Annotated in this window: 19 protein-coding genes; 4 read left to right on the top strand and 15 right to left on the bottom strand. The window is 61.6% G+C overall.

Going from position 1 to position 19,703, the window contains the following annotated elements; all coding sequences use genetic code 11:
• Nucleotides 1–4: 4 nt before the first annotated feature.
• The 8 genes from AC0NIH_RS13295 to uxuA all read right to left on the bottom strand — a co-directional run bounded on the left by AC0NIH_RS13295 (nucleotide 5) and on the right by uxuA (nucleotide 8,779).
• Nucleotides 5–790: an SDR family NAD(P)-dependent oxidoreductase gene (locus tag AC0NIH_RS13295; RefSeq protein ID WP_473461598.1), complete on the bottom strand. Its 786-nt coding sequence runs from the start codon at nucleotides 788–790 to the stop codon at nucleotides 5–7.
• A 1-nt stretch (nucleotide 791) separates the two neighbouring features.
• Nucleotides 792–1,787, bottom strand: coding sequence for an ABC transporter permease (locus AC0NIH_RS13290; protein WP_023776627.1), 996 nt, complete (start codon nucleotides 1,785–1,787; stop codon nucleotides 792–794).
• A 54-nt stretch (nucleotides 1,788–1,841) separates the two neighbouring features.
• Nucleotides 1,842–3,374 carry a sugar ABC transporter ATP-binding protein gene (locus AC0NIH_RS13285; protein ID WP_473461595.1) on the bottom strand — a complete coding sequence of 511 codons (1,533 nt, stop codon included), beginning with the start codon at nucleotides 3,372–3,374 and terminating at the stop codon, nucleotides 1,842–1,844.
• Complete coding sequence (locus tag AC0NIH_RS13280; protein WP_031258215.1) at nucleotides 3,364–4,347, bottom strand: ABC transporter permease; 984 nt, start codon at nucleotides 4,345–4,347, stop codon at nucleotides 3,364–3,366. Before AC0NIH_RS13280 ends, AC0NIH_RS13285 begins: the two co-directional genes overlap by 11 nt.
• 68 nt (nucleotides 4,348–4,415) lie before the next feature.
• On the bottom strand, nucleotides 4,416–5,447 hold the full coding sequence (locus AC0NIH_RS13275; RefSeq protein ID WP_352712527.1) for a sugar ABC transporter substrate-binding protein: 1,032 nt from the start codon (nucleotides 5,445–5,447) through the stop codon (nucleotides 4,416–4,418).
• 28 nt (nucleotides 5,448–5,475) lie between these two features.
• Nucleotides 5,476–6,324: an IclR family transcriptional regulator gene (locus AC0NIH_RS13270; protein WP_473461591.1), complete on the bottom strand. Its 849-nt coding sequence runs from the start codon at nucleotides 6,322–6,324 to the stop codon at nucleotides 5,476–5,478.
• Complete coding sequence (locus AC0NIH_RS13265; RefSeq protein ID WP_473461589.1) at nucleotides 6,324–7,472, bottom strand: ABC transporter substrate-binding protein; 1,149 nt, start codon at nucleotides 7,470–7,472, stop codon at nucleotides 6,324–6,326. Before AC0NIH_RS13265 ends, AC0NIH_RS13270 begins: the two co-directional genes overlap by 1 nt.
• Before the next feature lie 122 nt (nucleotides 7,473–7,594).
• On the bottom strand, nucleotides 7,595–8,779 hold the full coding sequence (uxuA, locus tag AC0NIH_RS13260) for a mannonate dehydratase (RefSeq protein ID WP_473461586.1): 1,185 nt from the start codon (nucleotides 8,777–8,779) through the stop codon (nucleotides 7,595–7,597).
• 167 nt (nucleotides 8,780–8,946) lie between these two features.
• On the opposite strand from uxuA, the gene AC0NIH_RS13255 reads away from it, so the two are divergent.
• The 4 genes from AC0NIH_RS13255 to AC0NIH_RS13240 all read left to right on the top strand — a co-directional run bounded on the left by AC0NIH_RS13255 (nucleotide 8,947) and on the right by AC0NIH_RS13240 (nucleotide 11,941).
• Nucleotides 8,947–9,747 carry a FadR/GntR family transcriptional regulator gene (locus AC0NIH_RS13255; protein ID WP_473461584.1) on the top strand — a complete coding sequence of 267 codons (801 nt, stop codon included), beginning with the start codon at nucleotides 8,947–8,949 and terminating at the stop codon, nucleotides 9,745–9,747.
• A complete protein-coding gene (locus AC0NIH_RS13250; protein WP_473461582.1) occupies nucleotides 9,740–10,525 on the top strand; it encodes an SDR family NAD(P)-dependent oxidoreductase in 786 nt (261 codons plus the stop codon). The genes AC0NIH_RS13255 and AC0NIH_RS13250 overlap by 8 nt, the downstream gene beginning before the upstream one ends.
• Before the next feature lie 3 nt (nucleotides 10,526–10,528).
• A complete protein-coding gene (locus AC0NIH_RS13245) occupies nucleotides 10,529–11,641 on the top strand; it encodes a mannonate dehydratase (RefSeq protein WP_473461579.1) in 1,113 nt (370 codons plus the stop codon).
• Nucleotides 11,642–11,740: 99 nt separating this feature from the next.
• Complete coding sequence (locus AC0NIH_RS13240; RefSeq protein ID WP_473461577.1) at nucleotides 11,741–11,941, top strand: KTSC domain-containing protein; 201 nt, start codon at nucleotides 11,741–11,743, stop codon at nucleotides 11,939–11,941.
• A gap of 567 nt (nucleotides 11,942–12,508) precedes the next feature.
• On the opposite strand, the gene AC0NIH_RS13235 is transcribed toward AC0NIH_RS13240, so the two are convergent.
• The 7 genes from AC0NIH_RS13235 to AC0NIH_RS13205 form a co-directional block, all read right to left on the bottom strand.
• Nucleotides 12,509–13,504 (bottom strand): acyltransferase family protein, encoded by a 996-nt coding sequence (locus AC0NIH_RS13235; protein ID WP_473461574.1) that lies wholly within the window; start codon nucleotides 13,502–13,504, stop codon nucleotides 12,509–12,511.
• Nucleotides 13,505–13,607: 103 nt separating this feature from the next.
• Complete coding sequence (locus tag AC0NIH_RS13230) at nucleotides 13,608–14,147, bottom strand: prepilin peptidase (RefSeq protein WP_023767808.1); 540 nt, start codon at nucleotides 14,145–14,147, stop codon at nucleotides 13,608–13,610.
• 8 nt (nucleotides 14,148–14,155) lie between these two features.
• Nucleotides 14,156–14,716 carry a tetratricopeptide repeat protein gene (locus tag AC0NIH_RS13225; protein ID WP_473461571.1) on the bottom strand — a complete coding sequence of 187 codons (561 nt, stop codon included), beginning with the start codon at nucleotides 14,714–14,716 and terminating at the stop codon, nucleotides 14,156–14,158.
• A 53-nt stretch (nucleotides 14,717–14,769) separates the two neighbouring features.
• The gene (locus AC0NIH_RS13220) at nucleotides 14,770–15,720 is read right to left on the bottom strand and encodes a type II secretion system F family protein (protein WP_224731754.1); all 951 of its coding nucleotides are present in this window, start codon (nucleotides 15,718–15,720) and stop codon (nucleotides 14,770–14,772) included.
• 18 nt (nucleotides 15,721–15,738) lie between these two features.
• A complete protein-coding gene (locus tag AC0NIH_RS13215; RefSeq protein WP_023767804.1) occupies nucleotides 15,739–16,710 on the bottom strand; it encodes a type II secretion system F family protein in 972 nt (323 codons plus the stop codon).
• On the bottom strand, nucleotides 16,710–18,101 hold the full coding sequence (locus AC0NIH_RS13210; RefSeq protein ID WP_473461568.1) for a CpaF family protein: 1,392 nt from the start codon (nucleotides 18,099–18,101) through the stop codon (nucleotides 16,710–16,712). The genes AC0NIH_RS13215 and AC0NIH_RS13210 overlap by 1 nt, the downstream gene beginning before the upstream one ends.
• Nucleotides 18,102–18,233: 132 nt before the next feature.
• A complete protein-coding gene (locus AC0NIH_RS13205) occupies nucleotides 18,234–19,481 on the bottom strand; it encodes a phosphatase PAP2 family protein (protein ID WP_473461566.1) in 1,248 nt (415 codons plus the stop codon).
• Between the last annotated feature and the right edge of the window lie 222 nt (nucleotides 19,482–19,703).

Below are 19,703 nucleotides of genomic sequence, written 5' to 3'. Positions count from 1 at the left end.
AGTTTCAAAGCAGTTCGGGAACGTAACGCGGGGCAGCAGTCAGCCCGCCGTCGACACGCAGGTCGGTGCCGGTGGTGAAGCCAGCGGCGTCCGACGCCAGATAGACGGCGGCCTCCGCCACTTCGGAAGGCTCGCCGATGCGGCCGAGCGGATGCATCTTGACCCAGGCTTTCGCCAGATTGCCGCCGATCTCCTTGATCAGCCTGTCGTTCATCGGCGTGTTGATGGTGCCCGGCGAGATCGAATTGACGCGGACGTTCATCGGCCCGAACTCGACCGCCATCTGCCGCGTCATCGCCATCACCGCGCCCTTGGCGCCGGCATAGGCGGTCCAGCCGTCGAGGCCGATATGGCCCTGCGCCGAGGCCATGTTGATGATCGAGCCCGACTTTTGCGCGATCATGTGCGGCAGCGCGTATTTGCAGCCGCGAAATACGCTGGTCAGGTTGACCGATATCAGCCTGTCCCACTGCTCGTCGGTCATCTCGTGCACCGGCATGCCGCCAATGGCGATGGCGGCATTGTTGACCAGGATGTCGAGGTGCCCGGTCTTGTCGATGGCACTATCGATGAGGCCTGATATGTCGGTCTCCTGCGAGACGTCGCAATGGACATAGTCGGCACGGTGGCCCGCCGCGCGAAGTGCGGCCGCGAAATCCTCGCCCGCACTGTCGGCGATATCGCCCAGGAAGACATGCGCGCCTTCGCGCGCCATCGCCTGCGCGATCGCATGGCCGATGCCGTCGGCGGCACCGGTAATGATTGCGGTTTTCCCCTCAAGACGAGCCATGTCAGCCTCCGTTCGCGCGCCGGCGTTTCGCCTCGTCGAAGGCGACGGCGGCAATGATGATCATGCCGGTGATGACCAGCTGCCATTCGGTCGGCAGGCCGAGCCCGCGCAGGCCGTTGGACAGGAACTGCAGGATCAGCACGCCGAGCGCCATGCCGGTCAGGCTGCCGATGCCGCCAGCAAGGCTGACGCCGCCGAGCACCGTCGCGGCAACCACCTGGAATTCGAAATTCAGCCCTGCCGTGTGCTGCGCCGAACCGACGCGCGCGGCCAGGATGATGCCGGCGACAGTCGCCAGCAGCGCGCTGATGATGAAGCAGATGAACTTGACACGCCGCACGTCATAACCCGCCAGCCGCGCCACTTCCTGGTTGCCGCCGACGGCATAGATCTGCCGTCCGAACGGCCGGTGCTGCATCATGTAGGCGAATGCTGCAAGCAGGACGATGGCGATGACCGCCGAATAGGGGAGAATGTTGAACAGGCGGCCATCCGACAACGCAATGAAGCTGTCGAGACTGGCGTCGTCCGGGATCGCGCGCTGGCCGGTGTAGAGATAGACGCCGCCGCGCATGATGAACATCGTGCCCAGCGTCACGATCAGCGAGTTGATGCCGGCATAGGCGGTGAGATAGCCGTTCACCACGCCGATGATCAGCCCGAACAGCAGCGCGCCACCGATGCCGAGCAGCAGCGAGTTGGTGTCGTTCATGATGATGATCAGCGGCAGCGCGATGGTCGCGAGCAGCGAGCCGATCGAAATGTCGACCTCGCCGGAAATGAAGACGACGGCACAGCCGATGCCGGCGATCAACGGCAACGACGCCTGGCCGAGCACGTTGGTCAGGTTGCGCACGGAAAAGAAATTCTCGACCGTGAATGAAAAGAACGCCAACACCAGGATGAAGCAGATCAGCAGCGCCAGTTCCTGCCGGGCAAAGAGCCGCGCCAGCACAGATGGCTGGGTTTTTGCTGAGGCCGTGCTTGCAAGGCTCATCGCTTGCTCCCTTTCAAGTACGGACCACGGGGTAGGCCGCGAACCACCATGGTCTCACCCGATCGCCGCATTGAGGATCTTTTCCTGCGTAGCCTCTTCGCGCGACATGATCACGGTGAGGCGGCCTTCGCACATCACCGCGATCCGGTCGGCGAGACCGAGCAGTTCCGGCATCTCGGACGTCATCATGACCACCGCCAAACCTTCGCCGGCGAGCCGGTCGATGAGCGCGAAGATTTCCGACTTGGCACCGACATCGATGCCGCGTGTCGGCTCGTCGACGACGATTACCTTCAGGCCCCGCATCAGCCAGCGCGAGATCAGCACCTTCTGCTGATTGCCGCCCGACAGGTTCTTCACCTGCTGGAACAGGCTGGGGGTCTTGATACGGAAGCGATCGACATAATCCTGCACCGCCTGGTGCTCCCTGGCCTTGTCGACGAACCCCAGACGGGCGAAGGCGCCAAGCGAGGCCAGGCTGGCATTCTGGTAGACAGGCAGTTCGGCCATCAGCCCTTCGCTCTTGCGATCCTCGGTGAGCAGGCCGATGCCAAGCCTGACGCCGGTACGCGTGTCGTGCGGCGCGAGGCGACCGCCATCAACCGTGATCGTCCCCGATGTGATCGGGTCGTAACCGACGATCGCCTTGGCGAGCTCGGTGCGGCCGGCGCCCATCAATCCGAAGAAGCCGAGAACCTCGCCGGCGCGGGCCTCGAAGGATACGTCATGCAGCTTCTTCGCCGTGCTCAGTCCTTCCACGGACAGAGCAATCTTGCTGCCTGCCGCGCCGCGCTGGCGGGGAAACAGATTGTCGATGCGCCGGCCGATCATGTCCTGGATCAGCGTATCGTTGGTGTGCTCGCCGATCGGCCTGGTCGAGATGTGTTTGCCATCGCGCAGCACCGTCACCGTGTCGGCGATCTCGAACACCTCGTCGAGCTTGTGGCTGACATAGACCACCGCGATGCCGAGGGCGGCCAGCCGGCGGATGACGGTGAACAGCAGCGAGACTTCATTTGGCGTCAGCGAGGAGGTCGGCTCGTCCATGACCACGACGCGGGCTTCATGAGCGAGCGCGCGGGCAATCTCGACCATCTGCTGCTGGCTGACCGGCAGCGATCCGGTGCGCGCCGCCGGGTCGACATTGAAGCCGATGCGGTTGAAGAGCGCTGCCGAATCGGCGCGGATCTTTTTCCAGTCGATCGAGCCCATCTTGCCGGTCGGATAGCCTTCGAGGAAGATGTTCTCGGCGACGGTGAATTCGGAGATCAGAGCGATCTCCTGGAACACGACCTTGATGCCTTCCTTCAGGCTGTCGCGCGGCGACTTGATGTCGACCTCGCGTCCGCGCATGCGGATGGTCCCGGCATCCTTGCCGTAGACGCCGGCCATGATCTTGATCAGCGTCGACTTGCCGGCGCCGTTCTCGCCCATCAAGGCATGGATCCTGCCGGGCTCCAGCGTGAAGTCGACATTGTCCAGCGCCACGACGCCCGGGAAGCGCTTGTCGATGCCGCGCAATTCCAGCGCCGGCACGTTGGTGTCGATGGCCGCGGCTTCGCCGGGGTGCAGGAAATCAACGGACATTGGCTCTGTTCCGGATGATGTCGAGATAGGTCGCGAGGATGATGACGACGCCCGGTACCACCATCTGCAGGTCCTGGTTCCAGCCGAGGATGATGATGCCATTGTCGATCACCTTCAGCACCAGCACGCCGAGCAAGGTGCCGAACAGCGATCCACGGCCGCCGAGCAGGCTGGTGCCACCGAGAATGACGGCGGCGATGACGGTCAGTTCGAAGCCGCGGCCGGCGGTCGGCTGGCCGGCATTCATCAGCGACGACAGGATCATGCCGGCAATGCCGACGCAGAGCCCGGTGACGACGAACGCGAACAGCTTGAGGCGCTCCGAGCGCAGGCCGGACAGGCGCACCGCCTTTTCATTGGCGCCGACCGCATAGAGGTAGCGGCCGAGCGTGGTGAAGCGCAGCGTCACATAGGCGACGACGAAGATCAGCGCCGCCAGGATGACGGGAACCGGCGCCGCGCCGACATAGCCGGCGCCAAGATCGGTGAAGCTCGCGAGCTGATTGTGGTTCTGCACCGCCTCGCGGGTGAACAGATAGACGCCACCCTGCAGCATCATCATCGTGCCGATGGTGGCGATCAGCGAGTTGACCCTCAGCCGGGTAACGACCAGGCCGTTGAACAGGCCGACGCCGCCGGCAAAGGCGAGCGCTGCCAGCATGCCGAGTGTGAGGCTGTGGGTTGAATTCAGCACCGCCATGCCGATGCAGCCGACGAAGGCGAGCGAAGCACCGACCGAGAGGTCGACCTCGGCGGTGATGATGAGCATGGTCATGCCCGAGGCGACGATCAGCACCAGCGCGCATTGGCGCAGGATGGCGATGATGTTGGCCTCCGAATAGAATTGCGGCGCCGCGATCGAGATGGCGATGCACAGCACCGCCAGGATGACTCCCAGCACAAGCTGGCTGCTGCCCAGCAGCTGGCCGCCCATGAAGCGCTTCGGCGCGGAGGCGTGTGTAAGCTCGCTCATGTCAGTCCATTCCCGGCCACTTGCCAAGTGCCCTTCCCGCGATGCGGGAAGGGCACTGTCGGCGGCCCTTACTTCTTCAGGTCAGCCGAGGTCTTCATGCATTTTTCCGGCGGCTGCAGCGCGTTGACGGCGTCCCATTTGATGGTGCGGGTGGTGCCGTCATAGTCATAGTATTTCTTCCAGTCCTCGCCGTTCATCGGCGCGGTCGGGCTGACGATGTGCTCCGGCACTTCCTCGTTGTTGAAGAGCTTGACAGCGGCGTCGATGGCGGTGAAGCCTTCCTTTTCAGGGAACATCGCTGCCTCGATGCGGTAGGACGGCTCGTTCTGCATGGCGTTGATGAAGGCAAGGCCCTCGCCACCGGTGCCGACGGTCAGCAAGCCATCCTGCGACTTGCCGGCCGCCTTCCAGGCCTGCAGGCCACCCAGCGAGGACGAATCGTTGATGCCATAGATGATGTTGATGTCGGCATTCTTGGCGAGGGCCGCCGAAGACACTTCGAGCGCGCGGTCCGGATTGCCACCGCCATCTAGGTCGTGGACCATGACCGCGTCGGGGATGATGGTCTTCAGCCCGTCCATGAAGCCGTGCGAGCGCAGCACCGTGGCGGAAAGCAGGGGAAGGCCGACATTCATCACCTTGGCGACACCGCCGAGCTTGTCCTTGGCGTATTTGCCGGCTTCCACGCCGGACATATAGCCGGTGTCGTAGTCGCAGATGGCGACCATGGTGGTCATGCCCTTGACGGGGTTGCCTTCGAGCACCACGGGGATGTTGGCGGCCTTGGCCTGACGCAGCAGCGGCACCACGCCTTCTTCATTCACCGGGGTGATGATCAGCACGTCGACGCCCTTGGCGATAAAATCCTCGGCCGCGGCGACCTGCTTGGATATGTCGAGATTGGCGTCCTGGACCTCGACCTCGATTCCGAGTTCCTTGCCGTGCGCCTTCATGCCCTTGATGACGTTCTGATACCACTCATGGGTGGCGTAGTTGGTGACATAGCCGATGCGCTTGGGCATGTTCTCGGCATGCGCCGCCGCGGCGCCCAGGGCCAGCAGGGCCGCGGATGCGAACAGGATTGATTTGGACCGGTGCATTTTCTTCTCCCAGGTTTTATCGCTTTTGTTAGTCGCTGAACGGGTAATCCCGCCGTTCCGGGTCGGCACGTAACGAAGGGGTGGATTCGCCCCAGCCAAGTGCCGCCGATATCTTCTCGGCGGCGGCCCGGGTACGCTCGAAGACGGTTTCGCGGTCGAACCGCGCCGCCTTCTGCGGCAGCAGCGGGACGGTGAGCGCGGCGATGACGGCGCCGGTATGATCGCGCACCGGCATGGAGATGTTGGTGCAGGCTTCGACCGCGAGCGAAGCGCGCATTTCGTAGCCGAGCCTTGCCACCTCGTTCAGCCGAGCCTCGATCTCGGCCCGTGTGCCCTGCCCTTCACCGGCGGCCACGATGCGCTCGATGATGCGCTCGCGCTCGGCTCGGTTCGAATGGGCAAGCAGCACGGCACCCGAACTGGTTTCGAGGATCGGGAAATGCGACCCGAGTGCAACCGAATAACGCATCGGCAGCGGCGAATCGATCTGCAGCACCACCAGCGCGCTCCGGCCCTCGCGCACCACGAGATGGCAGCTCTGATCGGCATTGGCGGTCAGTTCGCGCATCACAGGCAGTGCGCATTCGACCAGCCGGTTTACCGGTGGATGCATGTGCGCCAGTTCGAACAGTTTCAGCGACAGCCGGAAGCGGTCGGACTGCGTGCGGAAGATGTAGCCGCGCTTCTCCAGCAGAAGCAGGATACGGTAGATTTCGTGGATGGAGCGGCCGAGGGCGGCCGCGATCTCGGTCTGGGTCAGCGTCTCGGCGCTGGAGGCCATGAACTCCAGGACGTCGAGCGCCTTCTCCACAGCCGGCACGCGGTAGCCGTTGCGGCCGGCTTCGGCTTCGTCTGGTGTCTCGGCGACACTGGCCATCACGCAACGCTCCGTTGCGGCTGGCCCTGCCGGGTTTCGCGGTAGAGGCGGTTCAGATGGTCGGCGAGTTCGGCCGCCGGCATGTCGCCGGCGATGGCGGCAGCCGCATGCGGCGCGCACTCGCGGAAGAAGGCGATGAAGCCCGGATGCGTCGGGCGCAGATAGGACGAGGCGATCGTGCGCAGCGTCGAACTGAAGAAATTGCCGGAGAGATGGTTGACCTCGACATCCTTCCAGGCCGCCAGCGATCCCGGCTGCCCGCCCGACCTGACATAATCGCCCCGCTGATACTCGGGCGAGCACAGGAACAGCGCGTAGTCGATCGCTTCCTGCTTGTGTTTCGACTGGGCGCTGACGCCGATGCCGGCGCCGCCGAGCAAGGCGCCGGCCGCATTCGGGGTCGCGACGTCGGCGAAGCGCAGATAGGGCCTGTCGGTCTTCGCGGCGTAATTCACATAACCGAAGGCGAACGGCACATAGACCACATCATCATGCGCGACCATGTGGTCGTAGCAGCGGATCGGGTTCCATTTCGATGAGTTCGGATGCGACAGCGCCGCAAGTTCGCGCAGTTGCCCGACGACCTGCTCGACCATGTCCCTGGCGATGAAGTGCTCGCCGGTCTCCTGCGGATGACCAAGCGTCAGGAGCATGCACATGGCATCCGTCGGCACCGAGGGCAGGCCCAGCCACTTGCCATCCTTGCGCGCCTGCCGGCCAAGCTCGACCATGTCGTCGTGCGTGCGCGGCACCGGCCCGTAGCGCTCCAGGAGATCCGGACGATAGGAGGCGACCTGGCAGGCGGCATCGATGGGCAGCGCCCACTGGCGCCCGTTCTTTTCGTAGGATTGCCAGGAGGCACCGACGGAATCGCGTTCGAAGAAGCGGATTTGCTCCGCCGACAGATAGGCGTCGAACGGCACCATCAGCTCATCCTGCGCGATGTCGCCGATGAAAGGATGGTCGAATACGACCAGATCGTAGGTGGCAAGCACCGGGCCGAGCGCACCCTCGCCGAATTCATACAGGCTGCGGCGGTCCCATTGGATTTCCAAGCCCGGATTGCCAGCGCAATACGGCCCGACGCTGGCGTCCAGCGGTCCCCAGCAACGTCGATGATCCCACGCAAGACCGCGCAGTCTTGTCATTTCAGGCAATTCCTCCCTGGAACCGGGCATGCGTGCCCGGCCCGCTGTAGTAGCAGGTATTTTCACCTAGACAAACAGTTTGTACATATGCAAACGGCGAACCTATCGCCGGCTGACCATTCTCATGCCAGCCCGAACCGCTCCACGGCGCGCATGATGCCGCGCAGTTCAGCGAGCCCTTTCAGCCGGCCGATCAGCGAGTAGCCGGGGTTGATCTTCTTCTTGCCGATGTCGTCGGCAAGCAGATGACCGTGATCGGGACGCATCGGGATCCGCCAGTCGGCGCGGCCTTCCCCGCGGCGGCGCGTCTCTTCCTGCATCAGAGCGAGGATGACATGCGCCATGTCGGTGCCGCCCTCGAGATGCTCGGCCTCATAGAAGGAGCCATCTTCCTCGATGGTGATGTTGCGCAGATGGACGAAGTGGATGCGGTCGGCGAATTCCTTGACCATGGCGACGATGTCGTTGTCGGCGCGCGTGCCGTAGGAACCGGTGCAGAACGTCAGGCCATTGGCCGGGCTGTCGACGGTTTTGAGGATGAAACGCGCATCCTCGGCGGTCGAAACGATGCGCGGCAGGCCGTAGAGCGAGAAGGGCGGGTCGTCGGGATGGATGCACATGCGCACCCCCTCCTCTTCAGCCACCGGAATGATCTCGCGCAGGAACCAGGCTAGGTTTTCGCGCAGTTCCTTCGGGCCGATCGCATCGTATTCCGCCAGCGCCTCGCGAAAGCTGTCGCGGTTGTAGCTGCGCTCGGTGGCCGGCAGGCCGGCGATGAGGTTGCGCTCGACCTGGTCGATCTTGTCAGGCGCCAATTCCTTCAGCCGAGTTTCGGCCTCCGCGATACGAGCCGCCGTATAGCTTGCCTCGGCATTTCTGCGCTTCAGCACGAACATGTCATAGGCCGCGAAATCGATCGCATCGAAACGTAGGGCATAGCCCGTCGTCTGCAGCCGATAGGCCAGGTCCGTGCGGGTCCAGTCGACCACGGGCATGAAATTGTAGCAGATCGTCGCGATGCCGGCCTTGGCAAGCGATCGGATCGAGTCGCGATAGTAGCCGGCATAGCGCTGGCGTTCCGGCGCGCCGATCTTGAAGGAATTGTGGACCGGGATGCTTTCGACGACCGACCATGTCAGGCCGGCGGCCTCGATGATCTGCTTGCGCTCGAGCACTTCGGGCTCAGACCAGGCCCTGCCGTCATAGATGTGATGAAGCGCCGAAACCACGCCGGTCGCTCCAGCCTGTTTGACATGCTCAAGCGTCACGGAATCATCCGGACCATACCAGCGCCAACACTGTTCCATGAAGCCTCCTCGACATTTTCGGCAACCATATTGTTGGACCACAAGGCTGTCAACAAGCCAGAACTATGGCTCCCAAAGACCGCCCTTGGCCATTTCATCCCGCATCCAGTTGATTTCTCATCGTGTTCGACGTAGCCTTGGTCCAACAAATGGCACGAGGTATTCGCGTGGAACAAGGTGATTCCGACCTGGCCGGAACGACAGACGACGCTGGGGTCAGCAGTTCGGCCGTCGACCAGACCGTACGGCAGATCCTCGACCTCATCCGCAATCGCTCGATGACCGTCGGCGACGTGCTGCCCACCGAGCGGGAACTTTGCGAACTGTTCGGCGCCAGCCGCAACACGATACGCGAGGCGCTGCGCACGATCCGGACCTATGGCCTGATCGATCCCAAGCCGCGTGTCGGCGCGGTGCTGGCCGATCGCCAGAATGTCGCGATCCAGAATTTCTTCGCCGCCCAGATGGACATTTCCAAGACCTCCTTTCACGACATCCAGGGGTTTCGCCGCATCATCGAAGTGAGCATCGGCGACCACGCCATTCTCAATGCCAGCGCCACCGAAATCGATGCCCTTGACGAGATCAACGGCCTGATAGAGGCCAGCAAGGATGTGCAGGAGGCCGCGCAGCGCGATTTCGATTTCCACCTCGCGCTGGTGAAGCTCGCCGGCAACCGCATGCTGGTGCAGACCTATCAGTTCCTGTCGCCGGTCATCCTGCACATCATGACCGTCGGCAAATCCATCCGGCCGATCCTCAGCGAAACACGCCGCGCCCATGGCGAGATCATCGCGGCGCTGCGCGCGCGGGACCGCATCGCCTATAGCTACCTGATGAGCCGGCATCTCGATTTCGGCTTGCGCTTCGTTCCCGACGACCTCGAAAACGTACGGACCCCAACTCCTTCCAGGGATCTGCCTTCTTCCAGGGATCTGCCTTCTTCCAAGGATTTGCACCATGTCTGATTTTGAGAACAAGGTCGCGCTGATCACCGGCACGACCGGAATAGCACTCGCCACCGCAAGGCGGCTGGCGCAGGGCGGCGCCGCCATCATAGCTTGCGGCATCGACCGGGCGGCCAATGCCGCCATGCAGGAAGGCCTCGTCAAGGCCGGAGCCAAGGCGCTGGTGCAGACAGTGGATGTCTCGGTTTCGGACCAGGTTCGCGACGCGGTCGCGGCCGGCGTCGAGCGGTTTGGCGGCATCGACATCATCGTCAATTCCGCGGCGGTCCATCCCTATGGAACGGCGACCACGACCGACTGGGAAACGTGGAACAGGGCAATGACCGTCAATGTCGGTTCGATCTACCTGACCGCGCATTTCGGCATTCCGGAGATGGTCAAGCGTGGCGGCGGCGCCATCGTCAACGTCGCTTCGGTGCAGGGCTTCGCCTGCCAGCAGAACGTTGCCGCCTATGCCACGACCAAGGGCGCCATCCACACGCTGACGCGCTCGCTGGCGCTCGATTACGCGGCCGCCGGCATTCGGGTCAATTCGGTCAGCCCCGGCTCGATCCGAACGCCGATCCTCGAGAAGGCCGCGCGCGGCGAAGGCGGCAGCGACGCCGATGTCGAAGAGGCCTACAGGCGCTTCGGGGCGGCGCATCCGCTTGGCCGTATCGGCGAACCGGAGGAGGTGGCGGAGCTCATCGCCTTCCTGTGTTCGGCGAAAGCCGGCTTCTGCACCGGCGCCGACTACAAAATAGACGGCGGCCTGACCGCCGGCATCGGCGTGAAATAGACCATGAAGATCGGTCTTGGCCTTTACCGGGAGTCGCTTACACCGGAGAATTTCCGCTTCGCCCGTCAGGCGGGCGCCACTCATATCGTCGCCCACCTCACCAACTATTTTCGCGGTCGCGATCCTTCGCTGTCCGCCGGCAGCGAGAAGGAAGGCTGGGGCGACTGCTCCACGGACGAACTTTGGAACTACGAGGATTTCGCCGGCCTGGTGAAGACCGTGCACGACAATGGTCTGGAAATCGCCGCGATCGAGAACTTCTCGCCGCGCTTCTGGTCCGACGTGCTGCTCGGCGGACCCGACGGGGCGAAGCAGATCGAAGGCTTGAAGCGGCTTGTCCGTGATGCCGGGCGCGCCGGCATTCCCTGCATCGGCTATAATTTTTCGATCGCCGGGGTCTGGGGCTGGTCGCGCGGGCCGTTCGCGCGCGGCGAGGCGATGTCGGTGGGGCTCGATCTCGCCGCCATCGACCCCGACCTGCCGCTGCCCGACGGCGTCGTCTGGAACATGCGCTACCGTGCCGGCCGGCCGAGTGCCGAACCGGTGTCGGTCAGCAGCGAGGAACTCTGGCAGCGGCTCGGCGGCTTCTTGCGGGACCTGGTTCCGGTCGCCGAGGAAGCCGGCGTGATGCTGGCGGCGCACCCCGACGATCCGCCGGCCGAGGCGCTGCGGGGTGCCGCGCGGCTGGTCAACCGGCCACAGAAATACGACCGGCTGATGGGCATCGTCGACTCGCCGTCCAATGGGCTGGAACTCTGCCTCGGCTCGCTGCAGGAAATGCCGGGCACGGACGAGATCTACGAACATGTCCGGCGCTTCGCCCGGACCAAACGCATCGGCTACATCCACTTCCGCAACGTGCGCGGCAAGGTGCCCAGATATCACGAGACCTTCGTCGACGACGGCGACATCGACATGGCCGAGATCGTGCGCATCCTGCGCGATGAAAACTATGACGGCGTGATGATCCCCGACCATACGCCGGAAATGTCCTGCGATGCGCCATGGCATGCCGGAAAGGCATTTGCGTTGGGTTACATGCGCGCGCTGGTCCAGAATGCCGCGGCACTCGGGCCTTCGCGCACCCAAGCCACCAGCATCCGGATGCAAGCCTGATGACCATTCGCGGCGGCATGAGCGCCATGTAGGCCACCGCGCGGCAGGGAACCGGACCAGGCTTGGCGGGTTGATCCGGCTGGGCAGTCAGGTGCCGATATGCCGTCGACCGCGATCCGGAACACACAATACGATCCCGCCACCAGGATCCTCTCCGTCTGGTTCGTGCCGAGCGGCAATCGCTATGACTATCTGGACGTTGCCCCGGCGACCTATGCCGCTTTCAGGAGGGCTTCCTCGAAAGGCCGCTTCTTCAACGAATTCATCCGGGATCGCTACAGCTACCGTCGCGTGGCGTGACGGGCGCTAACGCACTTTTCCTGGAATTGCCCGAGAAGCAATCCGCCATCTGCCCGAAGCCGCTCGGGCTGCATATCCGGCCGGCATGGCTGACGTGGGGCCTTGGACTCGCCCGGTGACCGCTCTGGCAGGCGCTTATCGCCAGCAACAGACCCAAAACCAGGAGTTTTCTTCCAACCTTGATCACCACGGCAACGCCTGGCGCGGGTACATCTGACGGGAACCTGAAGGCCCTCGGATCGCATTTCATCGCGTCTCGCGACAGGCACGTCGGGGCTTTGCCGGCAGCGCGACCGCGGACGCGATCGATTGCGGTTGGAATGGCAAACATTCTTGCCGCCGAAGCCCGAATGAGCGTCGGCAAACCGGGGTTGGAGGGCTTGGTTCGCCGACGCTCGACGATCGCGGTGGTTGGGGGTACTGGGGGGTCGTCGGTACCGCGAACCATCATTTATTAGCACTTGCGAATATAAAGATACAGGGCCATTCGCGAATAAACACAGCTGATTTCCAGAGGATTGGTGCTGGGAGCCTGGGATTGCCTGAAGGCAAGAGACATCGACCTTTTTACGCAGGACGGAAGCCAGTTTCCAGGTGGGGATCATGCCGGCGCAGGAATTTGCGCAGCGGCAGCTCGAACCGGATGTACATCCGCCAAGCGAAAAGAACTGATGTGGCTGTGCCGATCACGATGACAAGGTCCGGAGGAATCGGGAAGGCGGTCCACACCATCAGAAGCAGCGTTATCGGCAGAGTGTGGATCAGATAGAGCATATAGGAGGCATCGCCGAGAGACGTCCAGACGCTCGGTTTCGCGTCGATCTGCATCGTGCCGAAGACGATCATCGCCGCCGGGAGACCGTAGACGAGCACGCGCTGGAAGCCATTATCGCCGGCGAGAAACTCCATCGTCCCCCCTCCCGGCGCTATCCCGATGAAGCCGGCGGCTATCATCGCCATGGCGCCGAGCGGCAGGCACCAAACCGAAGGTTTCCACCTGGGCATGTAGGCGAGACCGACGCCGAAGCCGAACTCGATGATCAGCGGGTTGCCAAGAAACTGCGGGACCGGACCCGCCGAGCGAAACATCATCGCGAGGCCGAAAATACCGACGAGTCCGACCAGCAGTCGCCGGTCGATGAGAACGATGGTCGCGGCGGCGTAGAAAAGCATTTCGAAGCACAGCGTCCAGGCCGCTGGCAATGCTGGCGCGGTCATTTGGTCGGTGGCAGGCCACAGCAGGAGCGTCGCTAACGCGTCCCGCCAGCCGAAGCCGGTTTTGTAGGCGACGATCGCATAGGGGATGCTGATCAGCAGGTAAAGCGGAACAATGCGCCGGAACCGTCTCCAGGCGAAAGATCGCCAGGTCAGACCAGGTGCCGTCCTGGCAATGATCACCCCCGATATGACAAAGAAGATGTCTACGCCCGCGAAGCCGGCAACCTGAAAATCGTGAGGCAACAGGCCATTGGATCCGGTGGCCGTAACGGCAGTCTGGGCTGCGTGGACATAGACGACCATCAGCGCAGCGACGAAGCGAAGTACTTGCAAGGACCAGATCAAGGACGCTGCCTATATCCGTTTGAACCTTTGGTATTCGATCGCGCGCCATTCCCTTGATGATCACCACCGGAATCTGGTCGATAGCGACTCTCGGAGCTGAGGTTCAGTTAAGCTGATTCAGAATTCCCGAACTGGTGGCAACCACCAGCGCCGAATATATCTGCGTAACCATTGCGCATATGGCAGCTGCCGATATGGGCACGCCAAAGGGTACGACGCCTTTGCGATCCATGTGCTCGACATAATGGCGAAATAGTCCTGCTGGCAGCAAAAAGGGATTCTTGACCAGTGCGGCCGTGGCGATCGCAAAGACCAACAGCAACACGGAAAAGACGGCAAGATTGCTTCCCCCGATGAGAAAAGGGGTGACGCTCAACAGTTTCACATCGCCAGCCCCAATCTTGCGTAACAGCCAGAATGGAAAGAGTGCGACGAACAGGATGGAGCCGCCAATCGCACTGATGCCCATCTCCAGCCACGAGCCGGTCTGCAGTGAATGCAGTTGCAGCGCGGCAAGTCCCAAGCAGAGCAACAGCAATACGTCGCGGTTAGTGATCTTCTGCACGCTGAAATCCGTCCAGGCGATCTTTGCAAGGAGCAAAATGGCGAAAGCTTTGAACAGAAGCGCGACGGCGAGCAGCATTGGATTGCCTACCGTTCTATATTCTGCACGCTGGATGACAGCAGCTTCAGATTGTTGGCTACCGTAGGGTCGTTGGGTGCCAGCTCATAAGCCTTGAGGAAATTCGCGCGGGCATCCTGCAGCTTGCCGCGCAGCAGATAGGAATAGCCGACATTGTTATAGTATTCGGGCGACGCACCCATCAGCTTGAAGGCTCGGCCATAGGCCCTATCGGAAAGATCGAAACGGTGAATCCGGTCGGTACAGGCGGCCAGCCCCATCCAGGCCCCGCCGTCATTGGGGGCGAGTTGCGTCGCCTTGAAGAACAGGGCGCCGGCATTGCCGTAGTTTTCGGCGCGAAACTGGTTCTTGGCTTCCGCCACGGCCTGGTCCGAGGCGTAATATTCGACGTCGCTGACCGTCTTCAACCCATCGAAGGCATCGCCGAAGGACGTTACGTCGCCTTTCGACGGTTCGTTGGTGCGGACGACACCACCCGTGGTGTCCGCGCCGTTCGTCTGGCAGCCAACAAGCGCCATCATCAACAGGCTGGCTGCGGCTGCGACTGAGAGGCGCGTTGGCCCTGTCATTTTGTCCCCCAAGAGTCGACCGACTCTATTTTAGAATCAAAGCATATTACCATTTAGAAGAAAATGCCCTTCATGCGAATGATCACCGGCAACATGATCACCATCATCACCACCGGGAAGATGCACAGCCCCAATGGAATCATCATTTTGACGGGCAAGGAGTTGGCGCGTTCTTCGGCATGAAGAATTCTCTGGCTGCGCATCTCTTCGCTGTAGACCCGCAAAGCGTCGGTCAGGCTGGTACCGAGCTCTTCCGACTGCCGAAAAAGGACGGCCAGCGCCCGCGCCTCGTCAAGACCGATTCGGTCGGCGAGGTCGCGCAGCGCCTCGCGCAGCGGCTTTCCAGCACGCAACTGCAGATTCATGATCGAAAGCTGGATGCCGAGCCATTTATGGGTGCCAGCCAGTTCGCTGCTGACACGCTCCACCGCCGCCTCCAGGCTCATGCCCGCGTCCGCGCAGGTGATCATCATGTCCATGAAATCGGGAAAGGCGCGGCGATAGACTTCCTTCTGCGCACTCTCGAAGCGATCGAGCAGAATGCTGGGCACCACGATGCATGCGAGCCCGAAAAGAGCAGAACCGGCAAAGCCTATGAAACCGGGCATTTGAGGCGGGAGAACTCGCGACAAGAGCGCATAGGCAGCCAGAAAACCGGCACAGGCAGCAGCAAGCCGTGACAAGGTGTAAATGAGCGGAGCGCTGGTCTGATAGAAGCCGGCTCGAAACAGCTTCGCCTCGAGCGCATTTGGTTCGTCCCGTTCCTTCTCCATCGACCGGAAATAGGCGTCGACCGGTCGCTGCGCGGATATCTTCGCGAGCAGTTCCTGTCCAGCGAGCGAGCGGCGATCGGCAATCCCTTCCGTCTTCAGGCTTTGCGCGACTAGCGTCCGCGTCTGCAGCGCCGGGAGAAACACAAGCGCGCCGAAAAGGAACAGCGCAACCGCCGCCACGAAAACGGCAGCTGAGATCAAAAAGCTCAGATCCTGGATGATCGAAAACAAGTTTTTGCTTCGCTCCCGTCAGAAATCGAAATTGACCATGCGGTACATGATGAAGTCACCCAATAGCGCCCACAGCCCGAAAATCGTGAACACCGGCAAGATCAGCGGATTGCCCCAGACGGAGCCGTAATAGGACGGGGCAAGCAGCAGAAGAATCAGGAACATGACAATGGGAAACAGTGAGATGATCCATGCGGACACGCGGCCCTCTCCCGAAAGTGCCCTGATCTTCATCCTGAGTTTCTGTCTTTCGCGCAGCACCACGGAAAGATTGGACAGGATCCCGGTAAGATTGCCGCCCGTCTTGGCCTGGATTGACAGCGAGATCGACAGCAGGTGAAGGCCCTCGAAGCCAACGCGTTGCGACAGCTTCCGCACGGCTTGCTCGATACTGAGACCAAATGTGATTTCGTCGGAAACAATGCCGAATTCGGTGCCGAGCGGATCAGGCATTTCGCGCGCTACGAGTGCGACCGCGACCGAAGCCGGATGTCCGGCGCGCAGCGAACGGACGATCATGTCGAGCGCATCCGGAAGCTGTTTTGCAAATTTCAGAATGCGCTTGTTGCGGGCGCGGCGAAGAACGAGAAGCGGCAGCCCAACTCCGATCACCAGAAAAGCGATGAGCGACGCCAACGTGGAGAAATGCAACAGGACCGACATCAGCAACGCAATCGCCAGTCCGGCGCTGAGAAACGTCGCGGCGAAAACCATTGGGTTTCCGGTGATGCCGGACTGGGTGTAAAGCCTGTTCAGCCAGATCATCCCGAATAGAAAATCGCCTGATTCCGTCAGTCCACGTTCGCGCAGCAATCCCTGCAGGGTCTGTTCCGCCGGCGCTTCGTCCGCCAGCCGCCTCAGCCGGTGGTTGATCACGCCAATCCGGGATCGGCGCCCGGCAAAGGAAAGATACAGGGCCTCGCCGGCGAGAATGACCGAAGCCGCCGCCAGCATATAGATAAAATATAGCAATGCCTGGCCGGTCGGCATTAGAGCGCAACCTGCGGGTTGAAGGCATCCTTGGCAAAATGATGCCCGAGCGTCGCTGCCTCCGGCGCAAAACGCGGGCGAACGCCGGTGGCGCGGAACTCCCCGATGACCTTGCCGTCCGAGGTCACCTCACGCCGCACGAAGCTGTAGATCTCCTGCAGTTGTACGATGTTGCCTTCCATGCCAGTCAGTTCGGAAATGGACGTCACGCGCCTGCCGCCGTCCGACAGGCGCTGGGTCTGCACGATGATGTCGATGGCCGAAGCGATCTGCGCCCGAATGGACTCGTGGGTCATCGGCATGCCGGCCATGCCGACCATCTGCTCCAGCCGCGAGATCGCGTCGCGCGGCGTGTTGGCGTGGATCGTGGTCATCGAGCCCTCGTGGCCGGTGTTCATCGCCTGCAGCATGTCGAAGGCTTCCTCGCCGCGCACCTCGCCGACGATGATGCGGTCGGGCCGCATGCGCAGCGCGTTCTTGAGCAGCTCTCGCTGGCGAACCTCGCCCTTGCCCTCGACGTTGGGCGGGCGTGTCTCGAGCCGACCGACATGCGGCTGCTGCAGCTGCAGCTCCGCCGCATCCTCGATGGTGATCAGACGTTCCCTGGAGGGGATGTAGCTCGACAGCGCATTGAGCAGGGTTGTCTTGCCGCTGCCGGTGCCGCCGGAAACCAGGATCGACTTGCGTGCCTGGACGGCGATGCGCAGCAGTTCGATCATCGGCGGCCGGATAGAATTGAATGCCATCAAACGCTCGAGCGAATAGGGATTCTTGGAGAATTTGCGGATCGAGACCAGCGGGCCGTCGACTGAAACCGGTCGCACCGCGATATTGACGCGTGAACCGTCATCCAGCCGGGCGTCGACCATCGGCGAGGACTCATCGACGCGCCTGCCGATGTTCGAGACGATCTTGTTGATGACCCGCAGCAGATGCGCCTCGTCGCGAAACCGGATTGCCGTCTCTTCGACGATGCCGCGTCGCTCGATAAAGACGCGCTTGTGGGTGTTGATCATTATGTCGGTGATCGTGTCGTCCTTGAGCAGCGGTTCGATCGGCCCGAGCCCGAGCATCTCGTCGGCGGTTTCGCTGGTAATTTGGTCAAGCTCACGCGCGTTCAGCGGCACGTTTCGGTTCCGGACAAACTCTCGAACGATCGGAAGGATCTCATTCAGGATCTCATCCTTGGAGGCACTTTCAAGCGCGGTCAGATTGAACCGATCGATCAAGTGGCGATGAAGCTCGACCTTGAGCGTCAAGAAATTGTCGCCATCCGATCCGAGGTCGGCGGCAGGCACCGGCGCCGGCGCCGGTGCAACGGGAAGAACCGCGATCGAGTCAGCCCTTGGCTCGATGCGAGACTCGCCACCCTTGATGAATCGCCCCAGCATAATCCCTTATACCCCTCCGACGCATATTAGCGGAAACTAAACGTTAACCAAGCGGCGCACAAGCGCCACGGCGCCCCACGCGTGGCCAATACTTTCAACATAGTTAAGAAGCAGCGCCCGAAAGTATCTTATTTATTTCAGGTCTCCGCGACGCCAAACACGGCTGGCGCACACTAAGCCTAGTGCGCCCGTGTTCCTTGCGTGCCGCGATCCAGTTGTCGGGCGGGCGAGCGTCGAGCGACGTCCGAATTCGACTGCAGGGACGGCAATCCAGCGGACAAATTGAATTGCAACGGCCGCGACTGCTAATCCTCCCAGCACGTCGACGAGATAGTGCCCACCCTCGGGAATTGTGGCGAGGATCATCATCGCGTTCAGAGCGTAGACGGGAAGCGAGATATAGCGGATGCCACGTGTTGAATAGGCGAAGATCGCTGCCAGGGCGGCGTGGAAGGAAGGGAACGTGACAAGACCTTCGGCATGTTCCAGCAGGAATGGTTTCAGTGTCCGCAGGGCATGAAGCTGCCCAAGGTGCCGCGTCGAGGCGCCGGGACTAAAGGAACTCAAAATATCCGGCGAGGGACGGTAAAAATCAAAAGCCCCTGCCGCCGGCACTGCCATCATGACAAGGCACGTCAAACAACCGGCCACTCCGTAATGCGCTACAAATTCCTCTAGCCGGTCCGTTCGAGCAGTCAACGCGAGGATGGCCGGCAGCAGCAGCAACTGAATGCTCAAACTGCTATAGGCCATCGAAAGCACATGATCGATTGATGGGTAGGCGTTGAGCAGCCTCACATAGGCGACCCAGTCGAAGCCCAAGCTTGCGTCGCCCGCGGCCAGATAGTTGTCCAGCAGTGGACGGCTTGTCGCGGTAGCCAAGTAGGAAACGAGCAGAAGCACCAGGGAAAACAGGGTTAAGGCGGTCAAGGCCATGGCCAGCGCCTGTATCCTGCCCGCGAAGTCACTTACCATGTCGCGATAGCGAAAAGGCGTTTTGCGAAGTTGAAGGCGCATCGTTCTAAGGAGCACCCACAGTAAGGCCATGGGCATCGTCATCGCCACATCGAACCAGATAGATCTGTTGAGATTCACGGTCGAGAACGGCAACCAGATCAGATTTGTCACCACAGCTCCGGCCAACAAGGCTGAAATAAAGGCAACAAGCCGACTTTTTCCAAATTCTGCCATCCCGCATCGGGTCCATCCGAACGGCCTGCGGATAAATGATGTGGCCGCCTTCGGATCGGTCGGGTCGCCCGCCGGAAGCGACGAATACGGGAATGCCCGCCCTTCGCTTTCCACCCGACCAGGCATCGACCACCCCATCACGTTAGTTTTCTCTAAATTTGAAATACGTAAAGTAATTGTTAACCACATGGGGGGCAAGCGCCCTCGGGTTCGGGAAGGACCAATCTTTACAAGATAGTTAAGATGCGAGCGGCGAAAATATCGTTTTTATTTCCGGCTTCCACGCTGCCAAACTTGAATAGCGGACTAAGCTTTGGAAGCACCCCTAGCCCCGAGTTCTCAGACATCGGCATCCACTCCATAACTGGCTATAACCCCTTAGATATAAAGGAGTATGCCTTATTGCTAAAG

It is taken from the genome of Mesorhizobium sp. WSM1386 (assembly GCF_055901595.1).
Note: the sequence above shows the minus strand (reverse complement) of the source record. Positions and strands in the feature narration are given on the sequence as shown.